Source organism: Burkholderia sp. Bp9142, assembly GCF_003853415.1.
Lineage (GTDB): Bacteria > Pseudomonadota > Gammaproteobacteria > Burkholderiales > Burkholderiaceae > Burkholderia.
In genome coordinates this window covers 503,136-524,849 of the sequence record NZ_QTPP01000001.1, presented here as the reverse complement: position 1 = coordinate 524,849, position 21,714 = coordinate 503,136, and the positions used below count along the sequence as shown (strand labels likewise).

General features: G+C 67.2%; 22 protein-coding genes. 21 read left to right on the top strand and 1 reads right to left on the bottom strand.

Annotated features, from left to right (window positions below):
• Positions 1–60: 60 nt before the first annotated feature.
• From DIE22_RS02405 to DIE22_RS02335, 15 genes are all read left to right on the top strand, one after another.
• Positions 61–888 (top strand): hypothetical protein, encoded by an 828-nt coding sequence (locus DIE22_RS02405; protein WP_260426586.1) that lies wholly within the window; start codon positions 61–63, stop codon positions 886–888.
• Between the two features lie 4 nt (positions 889–892).
• Positions 893–2,311 (top strand): DHA2 family efflux MFS transporter permease subunit, encoded by a 1,419-nt coding sequence (locus DIE22_RS02400; protein ID WP_124499440.1) that lies wholly within the window; start codon positions 893–895, stop codon positions 2,309–2,311.
• A 24-nt stretch (positions 2,312–2,335) separates the two neighbouring features.
• Positions 2,336–4,207: a fatty acyl-AMP ligase gene (locus DIE22_RS02395; RefSeq protein ID WP_260426585.1), complete on the top strand. Its 1,872-nt coding sequence runs from the start codon at positions 2,336–2,338 to the stop codon at positions 4,205–4,207.
• A 60-nt stretch (positions 4,208–4,267) separates the two neighbouring features.
• A complete protein-coding gene (locus tag DIE22_RS02390; protein ID WP_124499439.1) occupies positions 4,268–5,227 on the top strand; it encodes an acyl-CoA desaturase in 960 nt (319 codons plus the stop codon).
• Positions 5,228–5,253: 26 nt separating this feature from the next.
• Positions 5,254–6,237, top strand: coding sequence for an acyl-CoA desaturase (locus DIE22_RS02385; protein WP_124499438.1), 984 nt, complete (start codon positions 5,254–5,256; stop codon positions 6,235–6,237).
• A 55-nt stretch (positions 6,238–6,292) separates the two neighbouring features.
• Positions 6,293–6,613, top strand: coding sequence for an acyl carrier protein (locus DIE22_RS02380; RefSeq protein WP_124499437.1), 321 nt, complete (start codon positions 6,293–6,295; stop codon positions 6,611–6,613).
• A 13-nt stretch (positions 6,614–6,626) separates the two neighbouring features.
• Entirely contained in the window at positions 6,627–7,724 is a 1,098-nt protein-coding gene (locus DIE22_RS02375) for a fatty acid desaturase (protein ID WP_124604359.1), read from the top strand.
• A complete protein-coding gene (locus DIE22_RS02370; protein ID WP_124604357.1) occupies positions 7,724–8,647 on the top strand; it encodes an alpha/beta hydrolase in 924 nt (307 codons plus the stop codon). Before DIE22_RS02375 ends, DIE22_RS02370 begins: the two co-directional genes overlap by 1 nt.
• On the top strand, positions 8,644–8,829 hold the full coding sequence (locus DIE22_RS02365; protein WP_124499434.1) for a rubredoxin: 186 nt from the start codon (positions 8,644–8,646) through the stop codon (positions 8,827–8,829). The genes DIE22_RS02370 and DIE22_RS02365 overlap by 4 nt, the downstream gene beginning before the upstream one ends.
• Positions 8,830–8,997: 168 nt before the next feature.
• The gene (locus tag DIE22_RS02360) at positions 8,998–10,182 is read left to right on the top strand and encodes a thiolase family protein (RefSeq protein ID WP_124604442.1); all 1,185 of its coding nucleotides are present in this window, start codon (positions 8,998–9,000) and stop codon (positions 10,180–10,182) included.
• Between the two features lie 61 nt (positions 10,183–10,243).
• Positions 10,244–10,432: a hypothetical protein gene (locus DIE22_RS02355; protein WP_124499433.1), complete on the top strand. Its 189-nt coding sequence runs from the start codon at positions 10,244–10,246 to the stop codon at positions 10,430–10,432.
• A gap of 370 nt (positions 10,433–10,802) precedes the next feature.
• Entirely contained in the window at positions 10,803–12,002 is a 1,200-nt protein-coding gene (locus tag DIE22_RS02350; RefSeq protein WP_124604356.1) for a PLP-dependent aminotransferase family protein, read from the top strand.
• Positions 12,003–12,012: 10 nt separating this feature from the next.
• On the top strand, positions 12,013–12,201 hold the full coding sequence (locus tag DIE22_RS02345; RefSeq protein ID WP_124499431.1) for a hypothetical protein: 189 nt from the start codon (positions 12,013–12,015) through the stop codon (positions 12,199–12,201).
• 102 nt (positions 12,202–12,303) lie between these two features.
• Entirely contained in the window at positions 12,304–12,900 is a 597-nt protein-coding gene (locus DIE22_RS02340) for a pyridoxamine 5'-phosphate oxidase family protein (protein ID WP_124604354.1), read from the top strand.
• A gap of 170 nt (positions 12,901–13,070) precedes the next feature.
• The gene (locus DIE22_RS02335; RefSeq protein WP_124604353.1) at positions 13,071–14,348 is read left to right on the top strand and encodes an epoxide hydrolase family protein; all 1,278 of its coding nucleotides are present in this window, start codon (positions 13,071–13,073) and stop codon (positions 14,346–14,348) included.
• 53 nt (positions 14,349–14,401) lie between these two features.
• On the opposite strand, the gene DIE22_RS02330 is transcribed toward DIE22_RS02335, so the two are convergent.
• Positions 14,402–15,787, bottom strand: coding sequence for a PLP-dependent aminotransferase family protein (locus DIE22_RS02330; protein WP_124604351.1), 1,386 nt, complete (start codon positions 15,785–15,787; stop codon positions 14,402–14,404).
• 161 nt (positions 15,788–15,948) lie between these two features.
• On the opposite strand from DIE22_RS02330, the gene DIE22_RS02325 reads away from it, so the two are divergent.
• The 6 genes from DIE22_RS02325 to DIE22_RS02295 all read left to right on the top strand — a co-directional run bounded on the left by DIE22_RS02325 (position 15,949) and on the right by DIE22_RS02295 (position 21,674).
• Positions 15,949–17,235 (top strand): hydroxymethylglutaryl-CoA reductase, degradative, encoded by a 1,287-nt coding sequence (locus DIE22_RS02325; RefSeq protein WP_124499427.1) that lies wholly within the window; start codon positions 15,949–15,951, stop codon positions 17,233–17,235.
• A gap of 76 nt (positions 17,236–17,311) precedes the next feature.
• Positions 17,312–17,806, top strand: a complete 495-nt coding sequence (locus DIE22_RS02320; RefSeq protein WP_124604350.1) for a hypothetical protein — start codon at positions 17,312–17,314, stop codon at positions 17,804–17,806.
• On the top strand, positions 17,806–19,185 hold the full coding sequence (locus tag DIE22_RS02315; protein WP_124499425.1) for a tripartite tricarboxylate transporter permease: 1,380 nt from the start codon (positions 17,806–17,808) through the stop codon (positions 19,183–19,185). Before DIE22_RS02320 ends, DIE22_RS02315 begins: the two co-directional genes overlap by 1 nt.
• Positions 19,186–19,441: 256 nt before the next feature.
• Entirely contained in the window at positions 19,442–20,485 is a 1,044-nt protein-coding gene (locus tag DIE22_RS02305) for an alpha/beta fold hydrolase (RefSeq protein WP_124604348.1), read from the top strand.
• Complete coding sequence (locus DIE22_RS02300; protein WP_124604346.1) at positions 20,485–21,021, top strand: cytochrome P460 family protein; 537 nt, start codon at positions 20,485–20,487, stop codon at positions 21,019–21,021. Before DIE22_RS02305 ends, DIE22_RS02300 begins: the two co-directional genes overlap by 1 nt.
• Before the next feature lie 278 nt (positions 21,022–21,299).
• Positions 21,300–21,674 carry a DUF4148 domain-containing protein gene (locus DIE22_RS02295; protein WP_124499421.1) on the top strand — a complete coding sequence of 125 codons (375 nt, stop codon included), beginning with the start codon at positions 21,300–21,302 and terminating at the stop codon, positions 21,672–21,674.
• Positions 21,675–21,714: the final 40 nt, after the last annotated feature.

The window sequence follows — 21,714 nt, the reverse complement described above, 5'->3', positions numbered from 1 at the left end:
GAGACGGCACGCCTGTCGCGCGCAGAGGAAGAATCGACGATCACCGGGAAGGAAACGATGATGAATCACCAAGGATGCGCCGGTCTCTATGTCGGCGAGTTGCTGCGCGAGCTCGACACGTCGGCGCAGGACGAGGTCAGCTTGCGGCATCCCATGACGTTCGGAGAAATCGTCGGTCGCGGCCGGGTCGAGCGCCTCGCGGCTGCCGCCGAGGGCATCTTCTCCGAGGTCGAGTCGACCCACGCGTGGAGCGGCGCCGATATCGGCGGGCGCGAATGGCACGGCCGCTTCCAGGAGCGTCAGATTCGCGGCGTGACGGTGGCGCGCCGGTCCGGCACGCGCATCCAGGTCGACATCTTCCTCGGCTCGTTTCCCGCGCCGGTCCGCCGGGCGCTGTATGACGCGAGCCGGGATCTCGTCGACGTCGACGCGTGGACGCTGCCTCCGGGGATGGATGCCGCGTTGCCGCCGGCGCCCGACGATGAAGTGCTGGACGCCAGGTTGCCGTTCGGTATCACCGACGAGATGTTTCTGACGAGTCCGGTGGCGTGCAAGCCGATCCGCGGCAGCGCCGATGTCGAACGCGTGTGCGGCCACTCGATCGCGGTATACGGGGGGCGTGCGAGCGGCCCGCGTCTTTCGGCCGGCGCCACGACGCTGAGCCTCTGGACAGGGGAGGTCGGCGGGCTGCCGCTGGAAGTGGCGAACGTCATTCACTGGGAAGATGCCCGGAATGCGAAGGGCATGGCCATGGCGATGCGCCCGTGGCCGGTCGTCGCGCTGTTTCAGGCGCGGATGCGGGCGCGAACGCTCCCGTTTCTCGACGCGTCGTATTTCGAATCCGAATCGGGCGACGGCGTGACGCCGTTTCAGCCGCGCGAGGTATAAACCCATGAACGGACCCAGCGTGCCCGCTCCGCAGGCGCAGTCGAGCTCGATGTCGCCGTGGCCGGTTTTCTGGATCGCAAGTGTGGCGGTGTTCCTCGTTTCGATCGACGTCACCGTGCTCTACGCGGCATTTCCCGCGTTGCGACGGGCGTTTCCCGATGCGGACCCGGCCAGCATGTCGTGGGTGCTGAACGCGTACACGCTGGTGTTCGCCGCGTTGCTCGTGCCGGCCGGCCGCCTCGCCGATCTGCGCGGGCGCAAGCGCACGTTCCTGCTCGGTCTCGGGATGTTCCTGGCAGGATCCCTGGGCTGTGGCATCGCCACGCATGTCGAGATGCTCTGGGCGATGCGCGCCGTGCAGGGAGCCGGCGCGGCGCTGTTGTTGCCTGCATCGCTGTCGATCCTGCTGGCGGCGTTCCCCGTCAGCAAACGGGCGATTGCCGTGAGCCTGTGGGGCGCAGTCAGCGGGGTGGCAGGTGCGTTGGGGCCGAGCCTCGGCGCGTTCCTGGTCGATCACTTCGGCTGGCCGTGGGCCTTCTTTCTCAACCTGCCGCTCGGGGCCATCGCGCTGTGGCATGGGTGGCGCATTCTCGACGAGTCGCGTGATCCCGAGCGGGGCGCGCCGCTCGATCTCGTTGGCGTCGTCTTGCTGATCCTCGGCGTCGGCTCGATTGCCTTCGGCCTCGTGCAGTCGGAGGCGCTCGGCTGGACTTCCCCGGCGGTGGCTCTGGCGATCGCCGGTGGGCTGGTCATGCTGGCAGCGTTCGTTGCATGGGCGCGCACGGCACGCGCGCCGGCAATCGATCTCTCGCTGTTCCAGGATCGGACTTACCGCTACATCAATCTCGCTTCGCTGTGCTTCGCGATCGGCTTCGCGATGATGTTTTTCCAGACATTCCTGTTTACCACGGGGGTCTGGTCGTATTCGCTGACACAGGCGGGATTGGCTGGCAGCCCCGGGCCGCTGCTCGTCGTCCCCACGGCGATCGTGTGCGGACGGTTCGCGGCGCGCGCGGGGCACCGGCTTCTGCTGGTGACCGGGAGCCTGGTCTCCACGGCGGCAAGCATTTGGTTCGCGCTGGTGCCCGGCGTCACTCCCGACTATGTGCACGCGTGGCTTCCGGGGGCGCTGCTGACCGGACTGGGTGTGGGCATGGTGATGCCCGCGCTGTCGGCCGCCGCCGTTGCGCATCTGCCGCCGGCCCGATTCGGCGTGGGCTCGGCCGTGAACCAGGCGATACGCCAGATGGGATCGGTGTTCGGCGTGGCGCTGACGGCCGCCATGACCGGCAACGCGATCGTGCACCTCGCCGAATTCCGCACCCTGTGTTACCTGCAGATCGCGCTCGGGCTGGCCACCGCAATCCTGTGCGCGCCGGTGGATACGCGACCGCGCGCGCTTGCGCCCGCGACGGCGCATTGATGGCCGCGTGCCGGTCAGCGCCGGTTGGCGCATCAAGCTTTCATCAAAACAAAACAACACCGATTATCCGAGGGTCTCATGATGGCCGGTAGCATTCCCCCCTCCACCCTGACGGCGGAGCGCATGACCTCGTCTCTGCTCGATATCCTTCGAGAGCGTGCCGAGCAAACGCCTGAGCGGATCGCATTCCATTTTCTTCGCGACGGCGAGGATGATGTCGTGAGCTGGTCGTACGGCCGGTTCGCCGCCGCTGCCGTCCAGGTGCGCAACATGGTGCTGCAGCACTCGCTGCACGAACGGCGCGTATTGCTGCTGCTCGAACCCGGCCTGAGCTACGTCGCGGCGCTGTTCGGTATCCTGCTCGCGGGCGCCACCGCGGTGCCTTCGTTTCCGCCTGCCGGTTCTCGCGCAGTGGCACGGTTCGCATCGATTTGTCGCGACGCCCATCCTGACGTGGTCATTGCCGGCAAGCTTCACCGCTCGCTGCAGCCGCAGCTCGACGCGCTCTACGGCGACCAGCGCGCCGCGCCGGCCTTGCTGACGATCGACGAAGATGCCTTCGACGATGGCGAAGCATCGGCATATGACGTCCGGAACCTGCTGGCGCAGCGCGTCGACCTGGATCGGCCGGCGCTGCTCCAGTACACGTCGGGATCGACGGGAGAGCCCAAGGGCGTGGTCGTCACGCACGAGAATCTCGTCAGCAACTGCGCGGTGATAGCCGACCGGCTCGGCCCCGATCCGGACCGCGTCGGCTGCACGTGGTTGCCGCCGTATCACGACATGGGGCTGATGGGCGCGCTGCTGCTCGCCGTGTTTAGCGGCTTTCCGCTCGTGATCCTGTCGCCGCAGCATTTCGTCCAGCGTCCGTATCGCTGGCTCAGGGCGATCACCGACTACCGCGTGACCACGAGCGTCGCACCGAATTTCGCGTTCGACCTGTGCGTCGACAACATCAGTGAAGAAGAGGCATCCACGCTCGATCTGCGCTCCTTGCAGCACGTATTCTGCGGCGCGGAGCCCGTGAACCACGCGACACTCGACCGTTTTTTCGCGCGCTTCGGCCGGCAAGGCTTCGAGCGCGGCGCCGTGGTTCCCTGCTACGGAATGGCGGAGGCGACGCTCTATGTATCCGGCAAGGTGGGCCGTTCACCGGTCTCGCTGATCGATGTCGACAAGGATGCGCTCGTGCGGGGCCGGTGCAAGCCGCACGACCCGGAACGTGGCGAGCACGGACGTACCACGCTGGTCGGGTGCGGGTCCGTGGCGGCCGGCCATCGACTGCTGATTGTCGATCCGGCGACGAAGCGCGTGCTGCCGGAGCGGACCGTCGGCGAAATCTGGTTTAGTGGTCCGAACGTTGCGGCCGGCTATCTGAACCGTGCGGACAGCGACGACATCTTCGCCGCGACGATCGCCGACGGAGACGACGGAGACGACGGAGACGACGGCCGTGATCCGGCGCGCTACCTGCGCACGGGCGACCTCGGCTTTCTGAACCGCGGCGAGCTGTTCGTGACGGGCCGGATCAAGGACGTCGTGATTGTCGCCGGGCGCAATCTCTATCCGACCGACATCGAGGGATCGGTGCAAGCGGCGCACGAGGCGATTCGCACGAACGGCGTGGTGGCTTTTTCGATCGACGGCGGGCACGGGGAATCGCTCGTCATCGTCGCGGAAGTCAAACGCTCGCGCCGTCTGAGGCCCGAGCAAATGAGCGAGGTGCGGGCAGCGATCACGCTGGCGGTGACGCGCGATCACGGCGTCGCGCCGGCAGTGGTGCACCTGGGCCCGACTGGCGCGATTCCGCTCACGACAAGCGGCAAGGTGCGCCGGCAAGCGTGCAAGCAGGCGTTCCAGCAAGGCAGCTTGAGTGCACTCGAGACGCGCGCATAAGCGGTTCGCACGAACTGCCTTCCCGATCTTCATTGACGCTGTCTTTCTTCGGAGCCAGTCATGGCTGAAGCGGATTCTTTGTCTTCGCGAACACCGGCCGCCGCCCGCGAGGCGCAAGCCGATACCGACGTGCGCGCACGCCGGCTCGCTTACCTGACCGTGGGCATTCCCGCGCTCGGTTTCGTACTGGCGATTGCCTACACGTGGATATACGGGTGGCGCGCAACCGACTTCGTGCTGTTGGCGGTGATGTATTTCTCGACCGCGATCGGTGTCGAAACCGGCATGCACCGGTATTTCTCGCACCGCTCGTTCAAGGGGCGGCCGGTGGTCACCGTGATGCTCGGCGTGCTCGGCAGCATGGCCGCCCAGGGGCCGATCCTGTTCTGGGCCGCCACGCACCGGATGCATCATGCGTTCACCGATCAGGACGGCGATCCTCATTCGCCGCGCCCGCGCGCGAACCGGCACGGCAAGCCGAGCCGGTTCGCGGGCCTCTGGCACGGCCACGTGGGCTGGCTATTCACCGTGCGCCGCGAGAACTGGAGCGCGTATGCCGCGGACCTGCTGCGCGACCGCCTGATCGTCAATCTCAATCTGCGCTACGGGTGGTGGGTGCTGCTCGGCCTCGCGATTCCCGCGCTCGCGGGCGCGTTGCTCGCGCCCGCCGGGCAGTCCTTGCTCGGGGCCGTCGGCGGCTTCCTGTGGGGCGGACTCGCGCGGATCTTCCTGCTCGATCAGTCGACCTGGGCCGTCAATTCGCTGTGCCACACCATCGGCACCCGTCCGCACGCGACGCGCGACCATAGCCGCAACCTGGGCCTGCTCGCGATCGTTTCGGTGGGCGGCGCATGGCACAACAACCATCATGCGCAGCCGGCGTTCGCCAACAACGATCACGCGTTCTGGCAGATCGATCCCTCCGCCTGGCTCATCCGCCTGCTCGACGCGCTGGGACTTGTCACGGAGGTGCGCTATGCGCCGAAGCGCCGCGCGGCGTCCTCCTCAACTTCGCCGTAATCCTCTATCCGCGTTTGGAGAATCCTATGAATTCGTCGATTCAGGTTGCCCCCGGCGTGACTGCCGCCGGCGGGCTGTCGGCCGCCGACGGCCAGATCCCCGGCGTTTCGCCGCTAAAAGGCAGCGGTGCGCGCGTCAAACGCTATACCGCCCTGGCCGTCATGCTGGTGCCGCTTGCCGGGTTCGCGCTGGCGGTGCGTCAACTCGTGCTGGGCGACTTCGCCGTCACCGACCTGGTGCTGTTCGCGGTGTTCTATTTTCTGCACATGGGCGGGATCACGATGGGCTTCCATCGGTATCTTGCGCACAAGACGTTCCGGACCTCGAAGTGGTTCGAAGGGCTGCTGCTGATCTGCGGTTCGATGGCCGCGCAGGGGCCGATCATGTTCTGGGTGACGACACATCGCCGTCATCACCTGTACAGCGACCAGACAGGCGATCCGCATTCGCCGAACCTGGCCGGCGCGGGCCTGGTCGCGAAGCTGCGCGGCCTCTGGTACGCGCACATGCCGTGGATGCTGGCCCCGGACGTGTCGGGGTGGACGTTCTTCGCCCCCGATGTCTTGCGCGATCGCCGCCTGTTCTTCTATCACCGCACCTATGCGTGGTGGGTCGTGCTCGGCCTCGTGCTGCCCGCCGCAATCGGGGGCGCGATCAGCGGGTCCTGGCACGGCGCGTGGAACGGGCTGCTGTTTGGTGGCTTCGCACGGGTCTTCCTGGCCAATCAGGCTGCCTGGTGCGTCGGTTCGGTTTGCCACATGTTCGGCGGACGGCCTTTCAAGACCGACGACAACAGCGCGAACAACTGGACCGTCGCCGTACTCACGTTCGGCGAAGGTCTGCAGAACAACCATCACGCGTTCCCCGCGTCGTATCGCCATTCGGTGAAGTGGTACGAGCCGGATCTCAGCGCGTGGGTGCTCTGGACGCTCGGCAAGGCGGGTGTCGTCTGGGACCTGCGCTTGCCGGGGGCGGCCGCGATCCGCAAGTTGGCCAAGCAACCGTATTGAAGCAGGTTGCGTTCGTGAATCTGTTCATCTCCCTCGTATAGAAGGATTATTCATCATGTCTCAAGCTGGAATCCTGGGTGGCCTGTTCGGCCGCAAGAAAGCGGTGGCCGCCGACGTCGGCCCCCTGACGGAAGCGTCGATCCGAAGCTGGCTGGTCGACCGGCTCGCGAAGCAGCTGAAGGTGGACCGGGCTGCCATCGATCCCGCCAAACGCTTTGACGAGTATGGGCTCGATTCGATCGTTGCCGTGCAGGTGTCGGGCGATCTCGAGAAAGTCGTCGAGCAGCGACTGTCCCCGGCGCTGCTGTTCGAACACAACAGCATCGACGAGCTGGCGCGCCACCTCTCGACCGAGCTCGGTCTGCAGGCTGCGTAAGCGGGAGATCGACATGGCGAACACTTACACCGTTCCGAGCGCGCCGCCGGCGCGTTTCGACGAATTCCTGCAGAAATCGAAGGCACTCGAGGGCATACGGCTGACCGACGCGATTCCAAAGTCGCTATACGAGCCGCGCGCGTGGCGTGGCGTTCTCGGCTTCGTGGTGAGCTATGCGGCGTACATCGGCGCGATCGTCGGCATCGCGTTTGCGCCGCACTGGCTGTTCTACGTTCCGCTGTGGCTGCTCGCGGGCCTGGGCGGCTGGGGGCTGCATTGCATCGCGCACGATTGCGGGCACAACTCGTTCTCCCGCTCCCGGCGCTTCAACCTGATGATCGGGCATCTATCGCTTCTGCCGCTGCTGTATCCGTTCCATGCGTGGCGCCACACGCATAACCTGCACCACGCGAACACCAACAACCTCGAGCTCGACACCGACTGGCGGCCGATTCCCGCGCCGCTTTACGATCGCATGCCGCTCCTCAAGCGGCTCGAGTACGCCGGTACCCGCAAGTGGCTGTTCTGGGCCGGTACGGTGAGCTACTGGAAGGAATCGGGCTTCCGTCCCGGCTTCTATCCGAAGCGCGAGATGCGGCGCGACGTGAAGCGCTCGATCGGCTTCGTGCTGATCGTCGCGATGCTCTATTTCCCCGCGCTGATCTACTTGACCGGCATCACGGGCCTGTTCCTGTACTTCGTCGTGCCGTGGCTCATGATTCATGCGTGGTTCAGCGCCACGACACTGATGCACCACACGTCGGACGACATCCCGTTTCTGCCGTCGCAGCACTGGACGCCGAACGCAAGTCGCCTGCTTGTGACGACAGACTACCGGTATCCGAAGTGGCTGCACTTCATGACTCACAACATTTCGGTGCATACGGCGCACCACGTCGCGCCGATCGTGCCGTTCTACAACCTGCCGAAGGCACAGGCGGCGCTCAAGGAAGCGTTTCCGGGAATGATTCGCGAAAAGGATTTCACCTTCGGCGATCTGTGGCACGTGATCCGTCACTGCCACTTCTACGACACCGAGTCCGGCTATTACCGGAACCTGTCGCGGGAGGCAGTGCCCGTCGGTGCGCGCGCGGCGACGGAGGGCCGGTGATGGTGGCTGCGAATCACACGGAAGTCTCGCCGATCACACGGCGGACGGCGAAGGCGCCATCGTTGCGCGTGCGGCTCGGCCGTCGCGCGTTCCGGATGCTGAACACGTTCGCGCCGCGCATGGCGGGACGGCGTGCGGCCGATGCGTTCGGCTTTACGCGTGGCTACGGGCTGCCCGTCAGCGATCGTGTGCCGCTCGGCGCGAAGGTGACGTCCATCGAGGGCAACGCGGACATCGACCGCGCGTATTGCTGGGAGGGCGGCGCGGCGCGGGTGCTGCTCGTGCACGGCTGGGGCACCGACAGCAGCAGCATGCTGAGCTTCGTCAAGCCGATGCAGGCGCTGGGCTGTTCGGTGGCGGCATTCGACGCGCCCGCGCACGGCCGTTCGCCGGGCAAGCATACGACGATGACGCAGTTCACGCGGGCGACGGGCGCGGCGCTGGATGCGATCGAAGGCGCGCACGTGGTGATTGCGCATTCGCTCGGCTCGATCGCGACGATCTCGGCGCTGGCGGAGCGATCGCGCCGCGCGTCGTTGCGCTGCATCGTGTTGATCGCGCCGACGATCGCGCTGACCGAGGTGCTGGAGCGCTGGGCGAGCCGTGACATGGCGTTGCCGCGTCCGGTGATCGAGCGCATCTATGCGGAGCTGCAACGCCGCAATGGCGTGCCGGTCAGCCACTGGGACATTCTGGCGCGGGGCGCGTCGCTCGATGTACCGGTGCTGGTCGTGCACGACCCGGCCGATCCCGTGGTGCCGTACTGCGAGGCGCAGCGGGTCGTGGCGGGCCTGCCGGAGGCGACGTTGTGGCCGGCGCCGGGCACGGGTCACGGGCGGATCCTGTCGGATGCGAGGGTACGCGAGCAGGTGCGCGAATTCGTGAAGCGACAAATGTCGAATTTTGGAGAGCTGGCGAGATGAGCACGACGGCGGTGGAGATGCGCACGTTGATGTGCCTGGTGTGCGGCTGGATTTACTCGGAAGAACAGGGTGCGCCGGAAGACGGCATTGCACCGGGCACGCGCTGGGAAGACATTCCGGCCAAATGGAAGTGTCCGGAGTGCGGCGTCGGCAAGGAGGATTTCGAAATGGTATCGATCTGACGCAACGGAAGGGGGCCGCGCGGCGCCCCCGATCTTGCGCCCGCAAGCACGAGAGACGGGTTCACGAGCGTGCCGGGCACGCGAGGCCGCATCCCCTCCCTACAGGCGGCTCGCGACGATGCGGTGGCATCGCATCAGGAAAAACTGAACGTTGAATGGAGTGTTGAAATGGTGGCTCGACAGGTAGTGATCTGCAGTCCGGTAAGAACGCCCATCGGGGCGTTTGGCGGCACGTTGAAGGACGTTGCCGCGGCGACGCTCGGCGCCATCGCGGTGCGCGAAGCGGTACGCCGCAGCAAGGTTGATCCGGCGGAGTTGGCTTCGGTCGTGATGGGCAACGTCATTCAGGCAGGCAACAAGATGAATCCCGCGCGTCAGGCAGCCGTCGGCGGAGGCATTCCGGTGGCCGTGCCCGCGCTGACAGTGAATCGCGTCTGTGGCTCGGGCGCCCAGGCCATCGTGAATGCGGCCCAGGAAATCTGGCTCGGATTCGGCGAGGTCGCGGTGGCGGGCGGTATGGAAAACATGGACCGTGCGCCGTATCTGCTGGATAGCGGTCGATGGGGCCATCGCATGGGCAATACCGAGATCGTCGACAGCATGCTCGGGGACGGTCTCGTCGACGCGTTTTCCAGTCGGCATTCCGGATGGCATACGGAAGACCTCGTTGCGAGGGCGGGAATGACGCGCGAGCAGCAGGACCGTTGGGCGGAACGTTCGCAACGGCGCTTCGTGGAGGCTCAAGGACGCGGGGCGTTCGACGCCGAGCTTGTCGCGGTCGATATCGAGGGGCGGAAGCAACGCGTCAGGTTCGAGCGCGACGAGCAGCCGCGGCCGGACACGACGCTCGAGTCGCTGGCCGGCTTGAAACCCGCGTTTCGGTCCGACGGCACCATCACCGCAGGCAATGCACCGGGATTGAACAGCGGTGCGGCGGCAATGGTCGTGGCGGAGCGGCGGTATGCCGAGGCGCGTGGAATCGAGCCGATCGCGACGCTCGTTTCCTACGGCGTGGGTGCGGTCGAGCCAGGCATGTTCGGACTGGGGCCGGTGCCGGCAGTACAGATGGCGCTCGCGCGTGCCGGATGGTCGTTGAACGACGTGGAGCGTTTCGAGATCAACGAGGCCTTTGCTGCCGTGCCGATCGCGGTCATTCGGGAACTCGGCATCGACGAAGAGCGGGTGAACGTCGAAGGCGGCGCGATCGCGCACGGTCACGCCATCGGCGCGACCGGCGCGGTCCTGACGACTCGTCTTGCGCATTCCATGCGCCGTGATGGCGTGAAACGCGGCATGGTGACCTTGTGCATTGGCGGCGGTCAGGGTATCGCCCTCGCCCTGGAGGCCGTCTGACGGCGTCTTGATCGCGACAGGAACCGGCAGCGTCCCGACCATCAGCAATCACGGAGAAAACATGGACCAGCGTTCAGCACTGGAAGACCTGCATGCCCTTGCCGCGACCGGGCACACGACAACGCAGACGGAGCTCGCGGGCAAGTGGTTGACCCATTTCGGTGCCGAGCGCGTGCAGGACCTCGACGTCGGCATGCTGGAAGCGATTGCCTGCTACGTCAGGAAGGGCGTATCGCCTCCGCACGCGTAGCGCGATTCGTGTGCGTCCGTTGCGTGTCCGGTGCGCGTGACGGGCCGGGTCAGGGGCGCAGGCGCGGCGGAGCGTGTCCTTGGTCTGGCCCGGTCCGATCGCACGCGGACGTGCCGCCCGGCGTCATCGCGTTGATGGCGTCGCGCGGCCGTGACGGCGTGAATGCCGGGGCCGCGATGCGCGTCGCGCATTCGCGGCGCTTCATCAATTGATGACCAAACCGCAAGACCTAGTGCACAGATATCGTTTGCCGCCGCGTTAATGACTGTCGACAATCGTGGCTCGAATTCCCGCCGGTGCGCCAGAAGCGCGGTGGCGGGCGGCACCTGTCGGCTATCCCGGCCGTCCGTGCGATCCAGCTCACGACGACATGTACGCGTTTACGCCCTCATTCCAGAATCCTGCCGGTTCGCCGATCCGCGAGCTGTTCAAGTACCTCTCCGAGCCGGGGATGATTTCCTTCGCGGGCGGCTATCCGGCCAGCGACCTGTTCGACGTCGATGGCCTGGACACGGCCGCCGAACGCGCGTACGCGCAGCCGGTCCGGTGCCTGCAATACGGCCCGACCGACGGCCTCGCCGAACTGAAGCAGCAACTGATCGCGTTGATGGCGCGCCGCGGCGTGGCATGCACGCCGGCCGAACTGCTCGTCACGACCGGCTCGCAGCAGGGCCTCGACCTGCTGCTGCGCGTGATGGTCGCGCCGGGCGACGTCGTGCTGACCGAGCAACCGGCTTATCCGGCGACGCTGGCGGCGCTGCGCCTGCAACAGGCGCGCATCGTCACGATCCCCGTCGACGGGGAAGGCCTCGACGTCGAGCGCCTCGCGTCGCAACTCGCATCCGGCGCGATCGCGCAGCCGAAGCTGCTCTACACGGTCCCGACCTTCGCGAACCCGACCGGCGCGACGCTCACGCGCGAACGCCGGCTGAAGCTGCTGCGTCTCGCGGTGCAATACCGTTTCCTGATCGTCGAGGACGATCCCTACGGCGACCTGCGTTTCGCGGGCGAACCGGTGCCGTCGATGCTCGCACTCGCGCACGAAGTCGAGGGCGCGCGCGACTGGATCGTGCACTTCGCGAGCCTGTCGAAGATCGTCGCGCCGGGGCTGCGCGTGGGCTGGACGATCGCGCCGGCCGAGATCGCGCGGCGCTGCGTGATCGCGAAGCAGACGGTCGACCTGTGCAGCACGCCGTGGACGCAGGCCACCGCCGCCGAGTATCTCGCCGACGGCGCACTCGAACGCCATCTGCCGCGCATCACGGCGGCCTACAAGCGCAAGTGCGACGCGATGTGCGACGCGCTGCGCGACGGTTTCGGCGATGCGATCGCGTTCCATCGTCCCGAAGGGGGGATGTTCGTGTGGGCGCGGATCGGCGCGGTGTCGTCGGGCGTGCTGCTGCAGCAGGCGATCGCGAACAAGGTCGTGTTCGTGCCGGGCAAGGCATTCTTCGCGGACAACGTCGACGCCGCATCGCTGCGCCTGTCGTTCGCCGCGCCCGACGTCGACGCGATCCGGGAAGGCGTGGCGCGCCTGGTGCGCGCGTATGGTGCGGCGCTGGCCGCGTGAGGAGACCCACATGAACATCGTCATCAACGACACCGCATGGATGGACGAAGCGCCGGGCATGGCCGATATCCGTCCGGTCGAGCACAAGTCGTCGCAGATCGGCGCGGGGCCGCAGTACGTCGCGGACGTGCTCGGCCGCTTTGGCGCGGATCCGACCGACACGCGCGACGCCGCACCGGCCGTCCTCGGCTACAACTGAACCACGCGGCGGATTGGCAACGGAAGCCACGAGGCGCCACGCGCCCCGCCGCCGAAACGGTTAAGCTGGCGCGACCGAATTCCGCAAGCGCGCCGCGCCATCATGTCCGATCCCGCTTCCGAATCGCTCACGCAAACCTGCGATCGTCTCTGGTCCTGCCTCGAGTCCGGCGTCGGCACGCAGCGCTCGCCGTTCACGATGGTGCAGGCCGCGACGCTGGGCGTCGACGGTGCGCCGAAGGTGCGCACGATCGTATTGCGGCAAGTGAGCCGCGCCGATCGTCTGCTGGCGTTTCATACGGACGCGCGTTCGGAGAAGGTTGCGGAGTTGCGCCGCGATCCGCGCATCGCCATCGTCGCGAGCGATCTCGACGCGCTCGTGCAGATTCGCGCGGAAGGCGTTGCATCGATCTGCGACGACGAAGCGCAACGTCGCGCGATCTGGCAGTCGAGCCGTCCGCATACGCTGCTGTTGTATCGCGCACCGTTGCGGCCGGGCACGCCGATCGAGTCGCCTGAAGAAGCGCATGTCACGGCAGGCCCGAGCACGGCATCCGACGACGACGGCTACCGGAACTTCTGTCTGCTCCATGTCACGGTGACGCGCATCGACTGGCTCGAACTTGCCCGCACCGGCCATCGCCGCGCGGTATTCGACCTGAACGACGACGGCTGCGAAGGCCGCTGGATCGCCCCCTGACGGCGACATCCGCACGCCTGCTACAAACGCGTACAAATCAGACAAATCCCGGATACATCAGACCTTTCAAATAGGCGACGCCGCATGACCAGCGCGCGCCCGAACGAAAACCGGCGCGATAGGGCGCGCGGCATGTTCACTTTCCACTTCACGAAAGGAGATGCCGAACGATGTCTTCCACACCGTTTTCCCCGATGCGTCGCCACCTGCTGGCCACTTCCGTGGCCGCCGGTGTATCCGCGATGCTGCCTACCGCGCTGCACGCGGCAACCGGCGGCGACGGCATACGCCCGTTCACCGCTCATATCCCCGATGAAGCCCTGGCCGACCTGCGCCGCCGCATCGCCGCGACGCGCTGGCCGGGCCGCGAGACCGTCGCCGACGAATCGCAGGGCGTGCGGCTCGCACGCATGCAGGCGCTGCTGCGCTACTGGGGCACCGACTACGACTGGCGCAAGGGCGAGGCGCGTCTGAACGGTTTCCCGATGTTCATCACCGAAATCGACGGGCTCGACATTCACTTCATCCACGTGCGGTCGCGGCACGCGAACGCGATGCCGATGATCATGACGCACGGCTGGCCCGGTTCGATCTTCGAGCTGCTGAAGGCGATCGGTCCGCTGACCGACCCGACCGCGCATGGTGCGAGCGCCGACGATGCGTTCCACGTCGTCGTGCCGTCGCTGCCGGGCTTCGGCTTCTCGGGCCATCCGATGAAGCCGGGCTGGGGCTCCGACCACATCGCGCGCGCATGGGGCGAGCTGATGGCGCGCCTCGGCTATACGCGCTTCGTGTCGCAGGGCGGCGACTGCGGCTCGGTGATCTCGCACCGGATGGCGATGCAGCGCGTGCAGGGCCTGGCCGGAATTCACGTGAACATGCCGGCGACGGTACCGCCGGACATCGCGACGCTGCTCCAGACCGACGCGCCGGCGCCGGCGTCGCTGTCGCCGAAGGAGAAGGCCGCGTACGAGAAGCTCGCGACGTTCTATCGCGACAACTGCGGCTACTCGGCGATGATGGTCACGCGTCCGCAGACGGTCGGCTACGCGCTCGCCGATTCGCCGTCGGGGCAGGCCGCGTGGATGTACGACAAGATCTCGCAGTGGACCTACAGCGGCGGCGTGCCCGAACGCTCGATCCCGCGCGACGAGATTCTCGACGACATTTCGTTGTACTGGCTGACCAATTCGGCGACGTCCTCCGCGCAGATCTACTGGGAGGACCACTCGAACAACTTCAACGCGGTGGACATCTCGCTGCCGGCGGCGATCACGGTGTTCCCAGGCGAGATCTACCAGGCGCCGCGCAGCTGGGCCGAGCGCAGCTATCACAACCTGATCTACTTCAACGAAGTCGACAAGGGCGGCCATTTCGCGGCATGGGAAGAGCCGGAACTGTTTGCCCGCGAAGTGCGTGCCGGGTTCCGGCCGTTGCGTCGCGCGTAAGCGTGGTCTGAGGGAGAACCCGGGCCGGCTGCCATGCCGGCCCGCGTTCGTGGCTACCTCACCGCATGCAACGCCTGCGCGAACCGCTTGTCGGCCAGATACGCGACATTGAACCGGCAATAGGCGGACGGTTGATCGGCCTGCGGCGAGAACACCGCGCCCGGCGCGAGGATCACGCCGCGCGCCAGCATCGCTTGCGCCAGTGCCATCGAATCGGACCACCCGGGCAACGCGGCCCACAGATACAGGCTCTGCTCGCACGGCCGATAGACCTGCGCGCCGAGCCGATCGAGCGCATCGAGCGCAGTGGCGGTCGCGCGCCGCAGCTTCTCCTGAAGATGATTCGTGTGCCGCAGGAAATGCCCGTCGCTGACGATCGCGTCGAGCGTGCGCTCGCAATACTCGGAGCTGCTGACGTGGGTCAGCATCTTCACGTCGGCGAGATCGCTGGCGAGTGCCGCGTTGCACGCGAGGAAACCCACGCGCAGCGCCGCCGACACCGACTTCGAGAAACTGCCGATATAGATCGTCCTGCGCAGCTGATCGAGCGTCGAGATGCGCGTGAGCGAGCGCGGCCGCAGGTCGGCCAGTGCATCGTCCTCGACGATGATCAGGTCGTGCGCGTCGGCGAGCTGCAGGATCCGGTGTGCCTTGGCCGCGCTCGTATCGGTCGCGGTCGGGTTGTGCCCGACCGATTGCGTGAAGAACAGCTTCGGCCGATACGCGGCGATATGCTCGGCCAGCTTCGCGACATCCGGGCCGTCGATCTCGCGCGGCACGCCGACGATGTTCGCGCCGCTCAGCTTGAGCTTGCCGAACAGCGGGTAGTAGCCGGGGTCGTCGACGAGCACGGTGTCGCCGGGGCGCACGAAGTAGCGCAGCACGAGGTCCATCGCCTGGTTCGCGCCGTGCGTGAGCACGATCTGCGCGGGCGGTGCCTCGATCTCGTAGCCGGCGAGCTTCTGCTGCAGCGACTGGCGCAGCGGCAGGTAGCCGAACCGGCTGCCGTAGCGGAACAGCGACGCGGACCCGGTGCGCACGATGCGCTGCTGGTACTGGTTCAGCCGCGTTTCCTCGAGCCATTCGATCGGCGGGAAGCCTTCGCCGAGATTGAGCACGTCGGGCTTCTCGTGAAGCTGCTCGCGCATCAGCCACACGATGTCCATCGCACGGTCGAGCGAGCTCGGCTCGTCGATGTCGGGCGCGGCCGCCGCGCGCCGCGTGACGAAGAAGCCGGCGCCGCGGCGCGGCTCGATCAGGCCGTCGGCGGCGAGCATCTCGAACGCGCTGATCACGGTGTTCTTCGAACACCCGGACGCCTCGGCGTATTCCCTGATGGAAGGCAGCTTCGCGCCGGCCGGCAACACGCCTTCCTCGATCTGTCTGGCGAGATTGTCCGCCATGGCGCCAGACAGGCTGGCTCTTGCACGCTGTTTCATCGTGAGGGTCCGTCAGGCAGGTTCACTGTCATGGGTACGGATAGTCGACTGTCTGGTCCGTCTGTACCTTTTCAATGGGTACAGCGTGACTATTATTCGGCTATCCGCTGCCCGCCGCAACCGCGGCAGGCAACACCGCCACCCCGAAACAGAACGACATCATGCCCATCGATTCCGCGTTGCCGAACTTCCGTGCGCTCACGCCCGCACAACGCCTGTCCCACCTTGCCCGTACCGTCGGGCTCGACGATGCCGAGCACGCGCTGCTCGCCGAACCCGGCGCATTGCCGCTCGACACCGCGAACGGAATGATCGAGAACGTGATCGGCACGTTCGAGCTGCCGATGGCGGTCGCCGGCTACTTCCGGATCAACGACCGTGACGTGATCGTGCCGATGGCCGTCGAGGAGCCGTCGATCGTGGCGGCCGCATCGTACATGGCGAAGCTGTCCCGCGCGGCCGGTGGTTTCCGCACGTCGAGCAGCGGGCCGCTGATGCGCGCGCAGGTGCAGGTGATCGGCGTCGGCGACCCGTACGGCGCGCGGCTCGCGATCCTGCGGCACGCGGCCGAACTGATCGCGCTCGCGAACAGCCGCGACAACGTGCTGGTCGGCCTCGGCGGCGGCTGCCGCGACATCGAGGTGCATGTGTTCCCGGATACGCCGCGCGGCGCGATGGTGGTCGCGCACCTGATCGTCGACGTGCGCGACGCGATGGGCGCGAACACGGTCAACACGATGGCCGAAGCCGTCGCGACCCGCATCGAAGCGATCACCGGCGGGCAGGTACGGTTGCGGATACTGTCCAACCTCGCGGATCTTCGGCTGGCGCGTGCGGAGGTACGGTACTCGGCGCGGACACTCGCGACCGACGACTATCCGGGCGAGGCGGTCATCGATCGCGTGATCGATGCGTACGTGTTCGCGGCCACCGACCCGTATCGCGCCGCGACACACAACAAGGGGATCATGAACGGCATCGATCCGGTGGTGGTCGCGACCGGCAACGACTGGCGCGCGGTCGAGGCCGGCGCGCATGCGTATGCGAGCCGCAGCGGCCGCTACACGTCGCTGACGACCTGGGAGAAGGCCGACAACGGCGACCTCGTCGGCACGATCGAGATGCCGATGCCGGTCGGGCTCGTCGGCGGCGCGACGAAGACGCATCCGCTCGCGCGTCTCGCGCTGAAGATCATGAACGTGACGTCCGCGCAGGAACTCGGCGAGATTGCGGTCGCGGTCGGCCTTGCGCAGAATCTCGGCGCGCTGCGCGCGCTCGCGACCGAAGGGATCCAGCGCGGCCACATGGCGCTGCATGCGCGCAACATCGCCGTCGCGGCCGGTGCAACGGGCGCGGACATCGACCGGATCGCGCAACGGATGGTCGCGGCCAAGGACGTGCGGGCGGATTTCGCGGTCGCGCTGCTGGCGGAACGCAGCGACGGCTGACGCGCGGTGTTCGGCATGCCGTGTGCCGCACGCCGTGCCGGCGCTGCCGGCGACATATCAATCGAGGAGGAGACACATGGAACAGACCGGTTCAAGCGCGGTATCGGCGTCGCATCGCGTGCAGTCGTTCGCGCAGGCCGATGCGTCCGCAGACACGCTCGTCGAGGTGTGGGGCGACACGGTCGCCACGAAGCACCTGGCGTGGTCGGTCCTGCTCGGCATCGCGATCAGCCTCGGCGCCTTCGAGGCCGGCCGGCTCGCGCTCGCGTCGTTCGTGCGCGACGCGGCCATCGCGCGGGCGTACGCGATGCTGATCGGCCTCGGCGGCTGCCTGCTGGCCGGCGCGCTGTGCGCGTGGCTGTTCAAGCCGAAGCGCACGGTGATCGAGCACGCGGCCGGCGGCCCCGAGCGCGACGAAGCGCTCCGGCAGCTCGCCGACGCATCGGGCGGGCTCGGCTCGGTGAGCGACCTGTCGCCGAGCGCACGCGCCGAGATGGAAGAGCTCGGTCTGCTCGACCTGTTCGCTTCGTACGAAGCGTCGAGCGCGCGGGCGCGCACCGGAGGCCGCTGATGGATGCACTCCTGCATGCGTTGCCGGCCGCGCTGGCGATGGGGCTGCTCGGCGCGATCGTGTTCTCGGGCATCGGCCTGATCTCCGGCACCGACGAAACGACGACGATCGCGCCGCTCACGTTGCTCGTCGCGCTGCTCGGCGTGCCGCCGGCCGGCGTGTTTACTTTCTTCCTCGCGGGCGCGGTGGCCAAGCACATCACGCATGCGATCCCGACCGCGCTGCTCGGCATTCCCGGCGACACGATGGCCGCGCCGCTATTGCAGCAGGCGACGCTGCTGCGCGCGCTCGGCGTGCCGCACATCGCGCTGCGCAAGATGATCTCCGGCGCGATCGTCGCCGCGTTCGTCGCGCTGCCGCTCGCGGTGCTGTTCGCGTCGCTGCTCGCACCGTTCGGCACGGTGATCGCCAAAGCCGCGCCATGGGTGTTTCTCGCGGCCGCCGTCGGTATCGCGTACTGCTCGGCAGGACGCTGGGCGTCGGTGCTGCTGCTCGTGCCGTTCGTGATGCTGGTGGTCGGGCTGCAGGCGCTGACCGGCCGTTACGGCGTGAAGCTGAGCGTCAGCTATTTCCTCGGGATCGCGATCGGGCCGCTGGTTGCCGACCTGTTCTCGATCCTGTCGCCGGCCGAGCGGCGGCGCATGCGTCGCGACGGGCCGTCGACGTTCGTGCTCGCGCCGGACGTGAAGGGCTGGCGCGGCTACTTCCCGAATCCGCTGAAGGTGCTCGACCGCGAGCAGGTGGGCTGGACGGTCGGGACGGCCGCCGTGTCGAGCGCGACCTTCGTGTTCAGCCCGGTCGCGATGACGGTGCTGATGGGCGAGATCGTCGGCGCGCGGGTGCGTCACGCGTATCAGCGCCTGACGACCGTGATCGCCGCGCGCAACGGCGTGACCGAGGCGACCTACATCGCCGAGGCGATGATTCCGCTGATCGCGTTCGGGCTGCCGCTGAGCCCGGTCGCGGCCGGCCCGGCCGCGCCGCTGTTCAATGCGCCGCCGCGCTTCACGGTCGACGCGGCAAGCGGGCAGATCCACAACCTGCATACGCTGATGAGCTGGCCCGAGTTCCTCGGCTACGGGCTGCTGTCGATCCTGCTGGCCGCGCTGGTCGCGTATCCGCTCGCGATGCATCACGCGCATCGTGCGGCGTCGTTCGTCGCGCGCAAGCTGAGCCACGAGGCGATCATCGCGACCTTCGCGGGGCTGATCGTCGTGATCGGCGTGTGGGAAGGGCAACTGCCGGGGCTCGCGGTGATCGTCACGGTCGGCCTGTTCGGCGGGATGCTGTCACGCCTGTTCGCGTTCAACACAGGCGTCCAGTTCATGGGGTACTACGTCGCCGTGCTCAGCGTGCCGGCGATCGTCAAGCTGCTCTGACGCTTCGGCGCACGGGGCCGCGTGTGCCGCGCGGCCGCCGAAACACGCCGTTTCGCGTGCGATTTTGAATCGCAGTGTGTCGTCCCCGAACACAGATACGTTGGGATACAAAGCATCCGGAGGGTTCGGATATAAAGCCGGTGAAGCGATTCACACGGCGGCGCGGTGCCATGCGCCGCCGGCGTGAACGGCGATACCGGAGCGCCCGCACGTGCCGCGGGCCCCTTCCTTAGCGATCGACAATGGAGAACGAGTCATGCCTGATACCGTGAACACCCGCCGCCGCCTGATCCTGGGTACGACGCTCGCCAGCCTGAGCCTCGCCGACCTCGGGTTCGGCTCGCTGGCGCAAGCGCAGCCGGCGCCCGATGCGTCGACGGCGAAGGGCGCGGCCGGCGCGGCGTCGCTGGGCAGGATCCACCAGATCGACGCGGGCGTGCTCAACGTCGGGTATGCGGACCTCGGGCCGAAGAACGGCCCCGTCGTGTTCCTGCTGCACGGCTGGCCGTACGACATCTACAGCTACGCGGAAGTCGCGCCGCTGCTGACGGCGGCCGGCTATCGCGTGATCGTGCCGTACCTGCGCGGTTACGGATCGACGACGTTCCGCTCGGCCGACACGGTGCGTAACGGCCAGCAGGCGGTGACAGCCGTCGACATCGTCGCGCTGATGGACGCGCTGAAGATCGACAGTGCGGTGTTCGGCGGCTACGACTGGGGTGCGCGCACGGCCGACGTCATCGCGGCGCTGTGGCCGCAGCGCGTGAAGGCGCTGGTGTCGGTAAGCGGCTACCTGATCGGCAGCCAGCAGGCGAACAGCAAGCCGCTGCCGCCGAAGGCCGAGCTTCAGTGGTGGTATCAGTTCTACTTCTCGACCGAGCGCGGCGCGCTCGGCTACGCGGAAAATCGCGATGCGTTCAACAAGCTGATCTGGCAGCTCGCGTCGCCGAAGTGGCAGTTCTCCGACGAGACCTTTGCGCGCAGCGCCGCATCGTTCCAGAACCCCGACCACGTGGCCGTCGTGATCCACAACTATCGCTGGCGTCTCGGTCTCGCGCAGGGCGAAGCGAAATACGACGACATCGAGCGGCGGCTTGCGGCGGGCCCGGCCATCACCGTGCCGACGATCACGATGGAAGGCGATGCGAACGGCGCGCCGCACCCGCAACCGGCCGCGTATGCGAAGAAGTTCACCGGCAAGTACCAGCACCGCACGATCACCGGCGGCATCGGCCACAACCTGCCGCAGGAAGCGCCGCAGGCGTTCGCCGATGCGATCCTGCAAGTGGAGCATCTGTGATGCGGGCGAATACTGTCGTTGTACGGCGCGGCGCGCGCCATGTGCTCGTCGCGGCCGTGCTGCTGGCCGGCGCGTTGTCGGCGAGCGGTCCGGCCGCGTTCGCGGAGCAGCCGAAACCGGCCGCGTCGCCGATCTACGGCGTGACGATCCCGCCCGGCTACCGGAAGTGGGAAATGGTCGCGCCGGCCGAGGAGGCGGCGCCGCTGGACGAATTGCGCGTGGTGCTCGGCAACCCCGTCGCGATCCGCGCGCTGGAAAAGTCGACGCTGCCGTTTCCGGACGGCACGATCCTCGTGAAGCTCGCGTACAAGCGCAAGCAGTCGGACGAGTTCGCGCCGGCGACGGTGCCGGGACAGGCGACGACCGTGCAGGTGATGGTCAAGGATTCGCGTCGCTACGCGTCGACGGGCGGCTGGGGCTTCGGGCGTTTCATCAACGGCGTGCCGGCCGATATCGGTCAGCACCAGACTTGCTTTGCGTGTCACCAGGCGCGCGTGAAGAATCACGACTTCGTGTTCACGCGGCTGGCGCCTTGACTTGACTTGACGGGATCGGCCTGACGGAAAGGCGTGCCGCGCGAGGCACGCCTTTTTTCGTAGTGCGCGGGTGACGGGCAACGGAGCGGCGCGCGGGGTTGTATCGCACTGTATCTGCGGCCGCTCCTGAAAAACTGGCACGCAGAAAGCCCCGGTTTCGGAAACATGCCGGATACGTGAGCGGGTTCTACTGTCGACATGCAGGAAACGTTCGATGCCAGACATCTGGATCGGATACCGAACGATCGAAAGACCCACTTCCTTCAAGGAGAACACACATGAAAGCCGCTCGAATCCTCGCCGTTGCCGTCCTCGCCGCCATCCCCGCATTGTCGTTCGCCGACACCGGCCACGGCCTCACGCGCGCCGAAGTGCGCGCCGACCTCGTCCGGCTCGAGAAGGCCGGCTACCGCCCGGCGAGCAGCGAAGCCAATTACCCGGACGATATCGCTGCCGCGGAGAACGCCGTCGCCGCTGCGCAGCAGGTCGCGCGTTCCGACCAGAACGGCCCGTCGAAGTCGCAGGGCGACAACGTCGCCGCCGCGTCGACGCCGGCCGCCCGCTACGCCGTGGCCGACACGCACGCTGCACGGAACGCAGGAAACACACGAAAGGCACGCACGGACGCCGACGATCTGTACGCGCATTCGTGATCCGTTGCCGCGCCTGCCGCGCGCAGGCGCGGCCGTATCA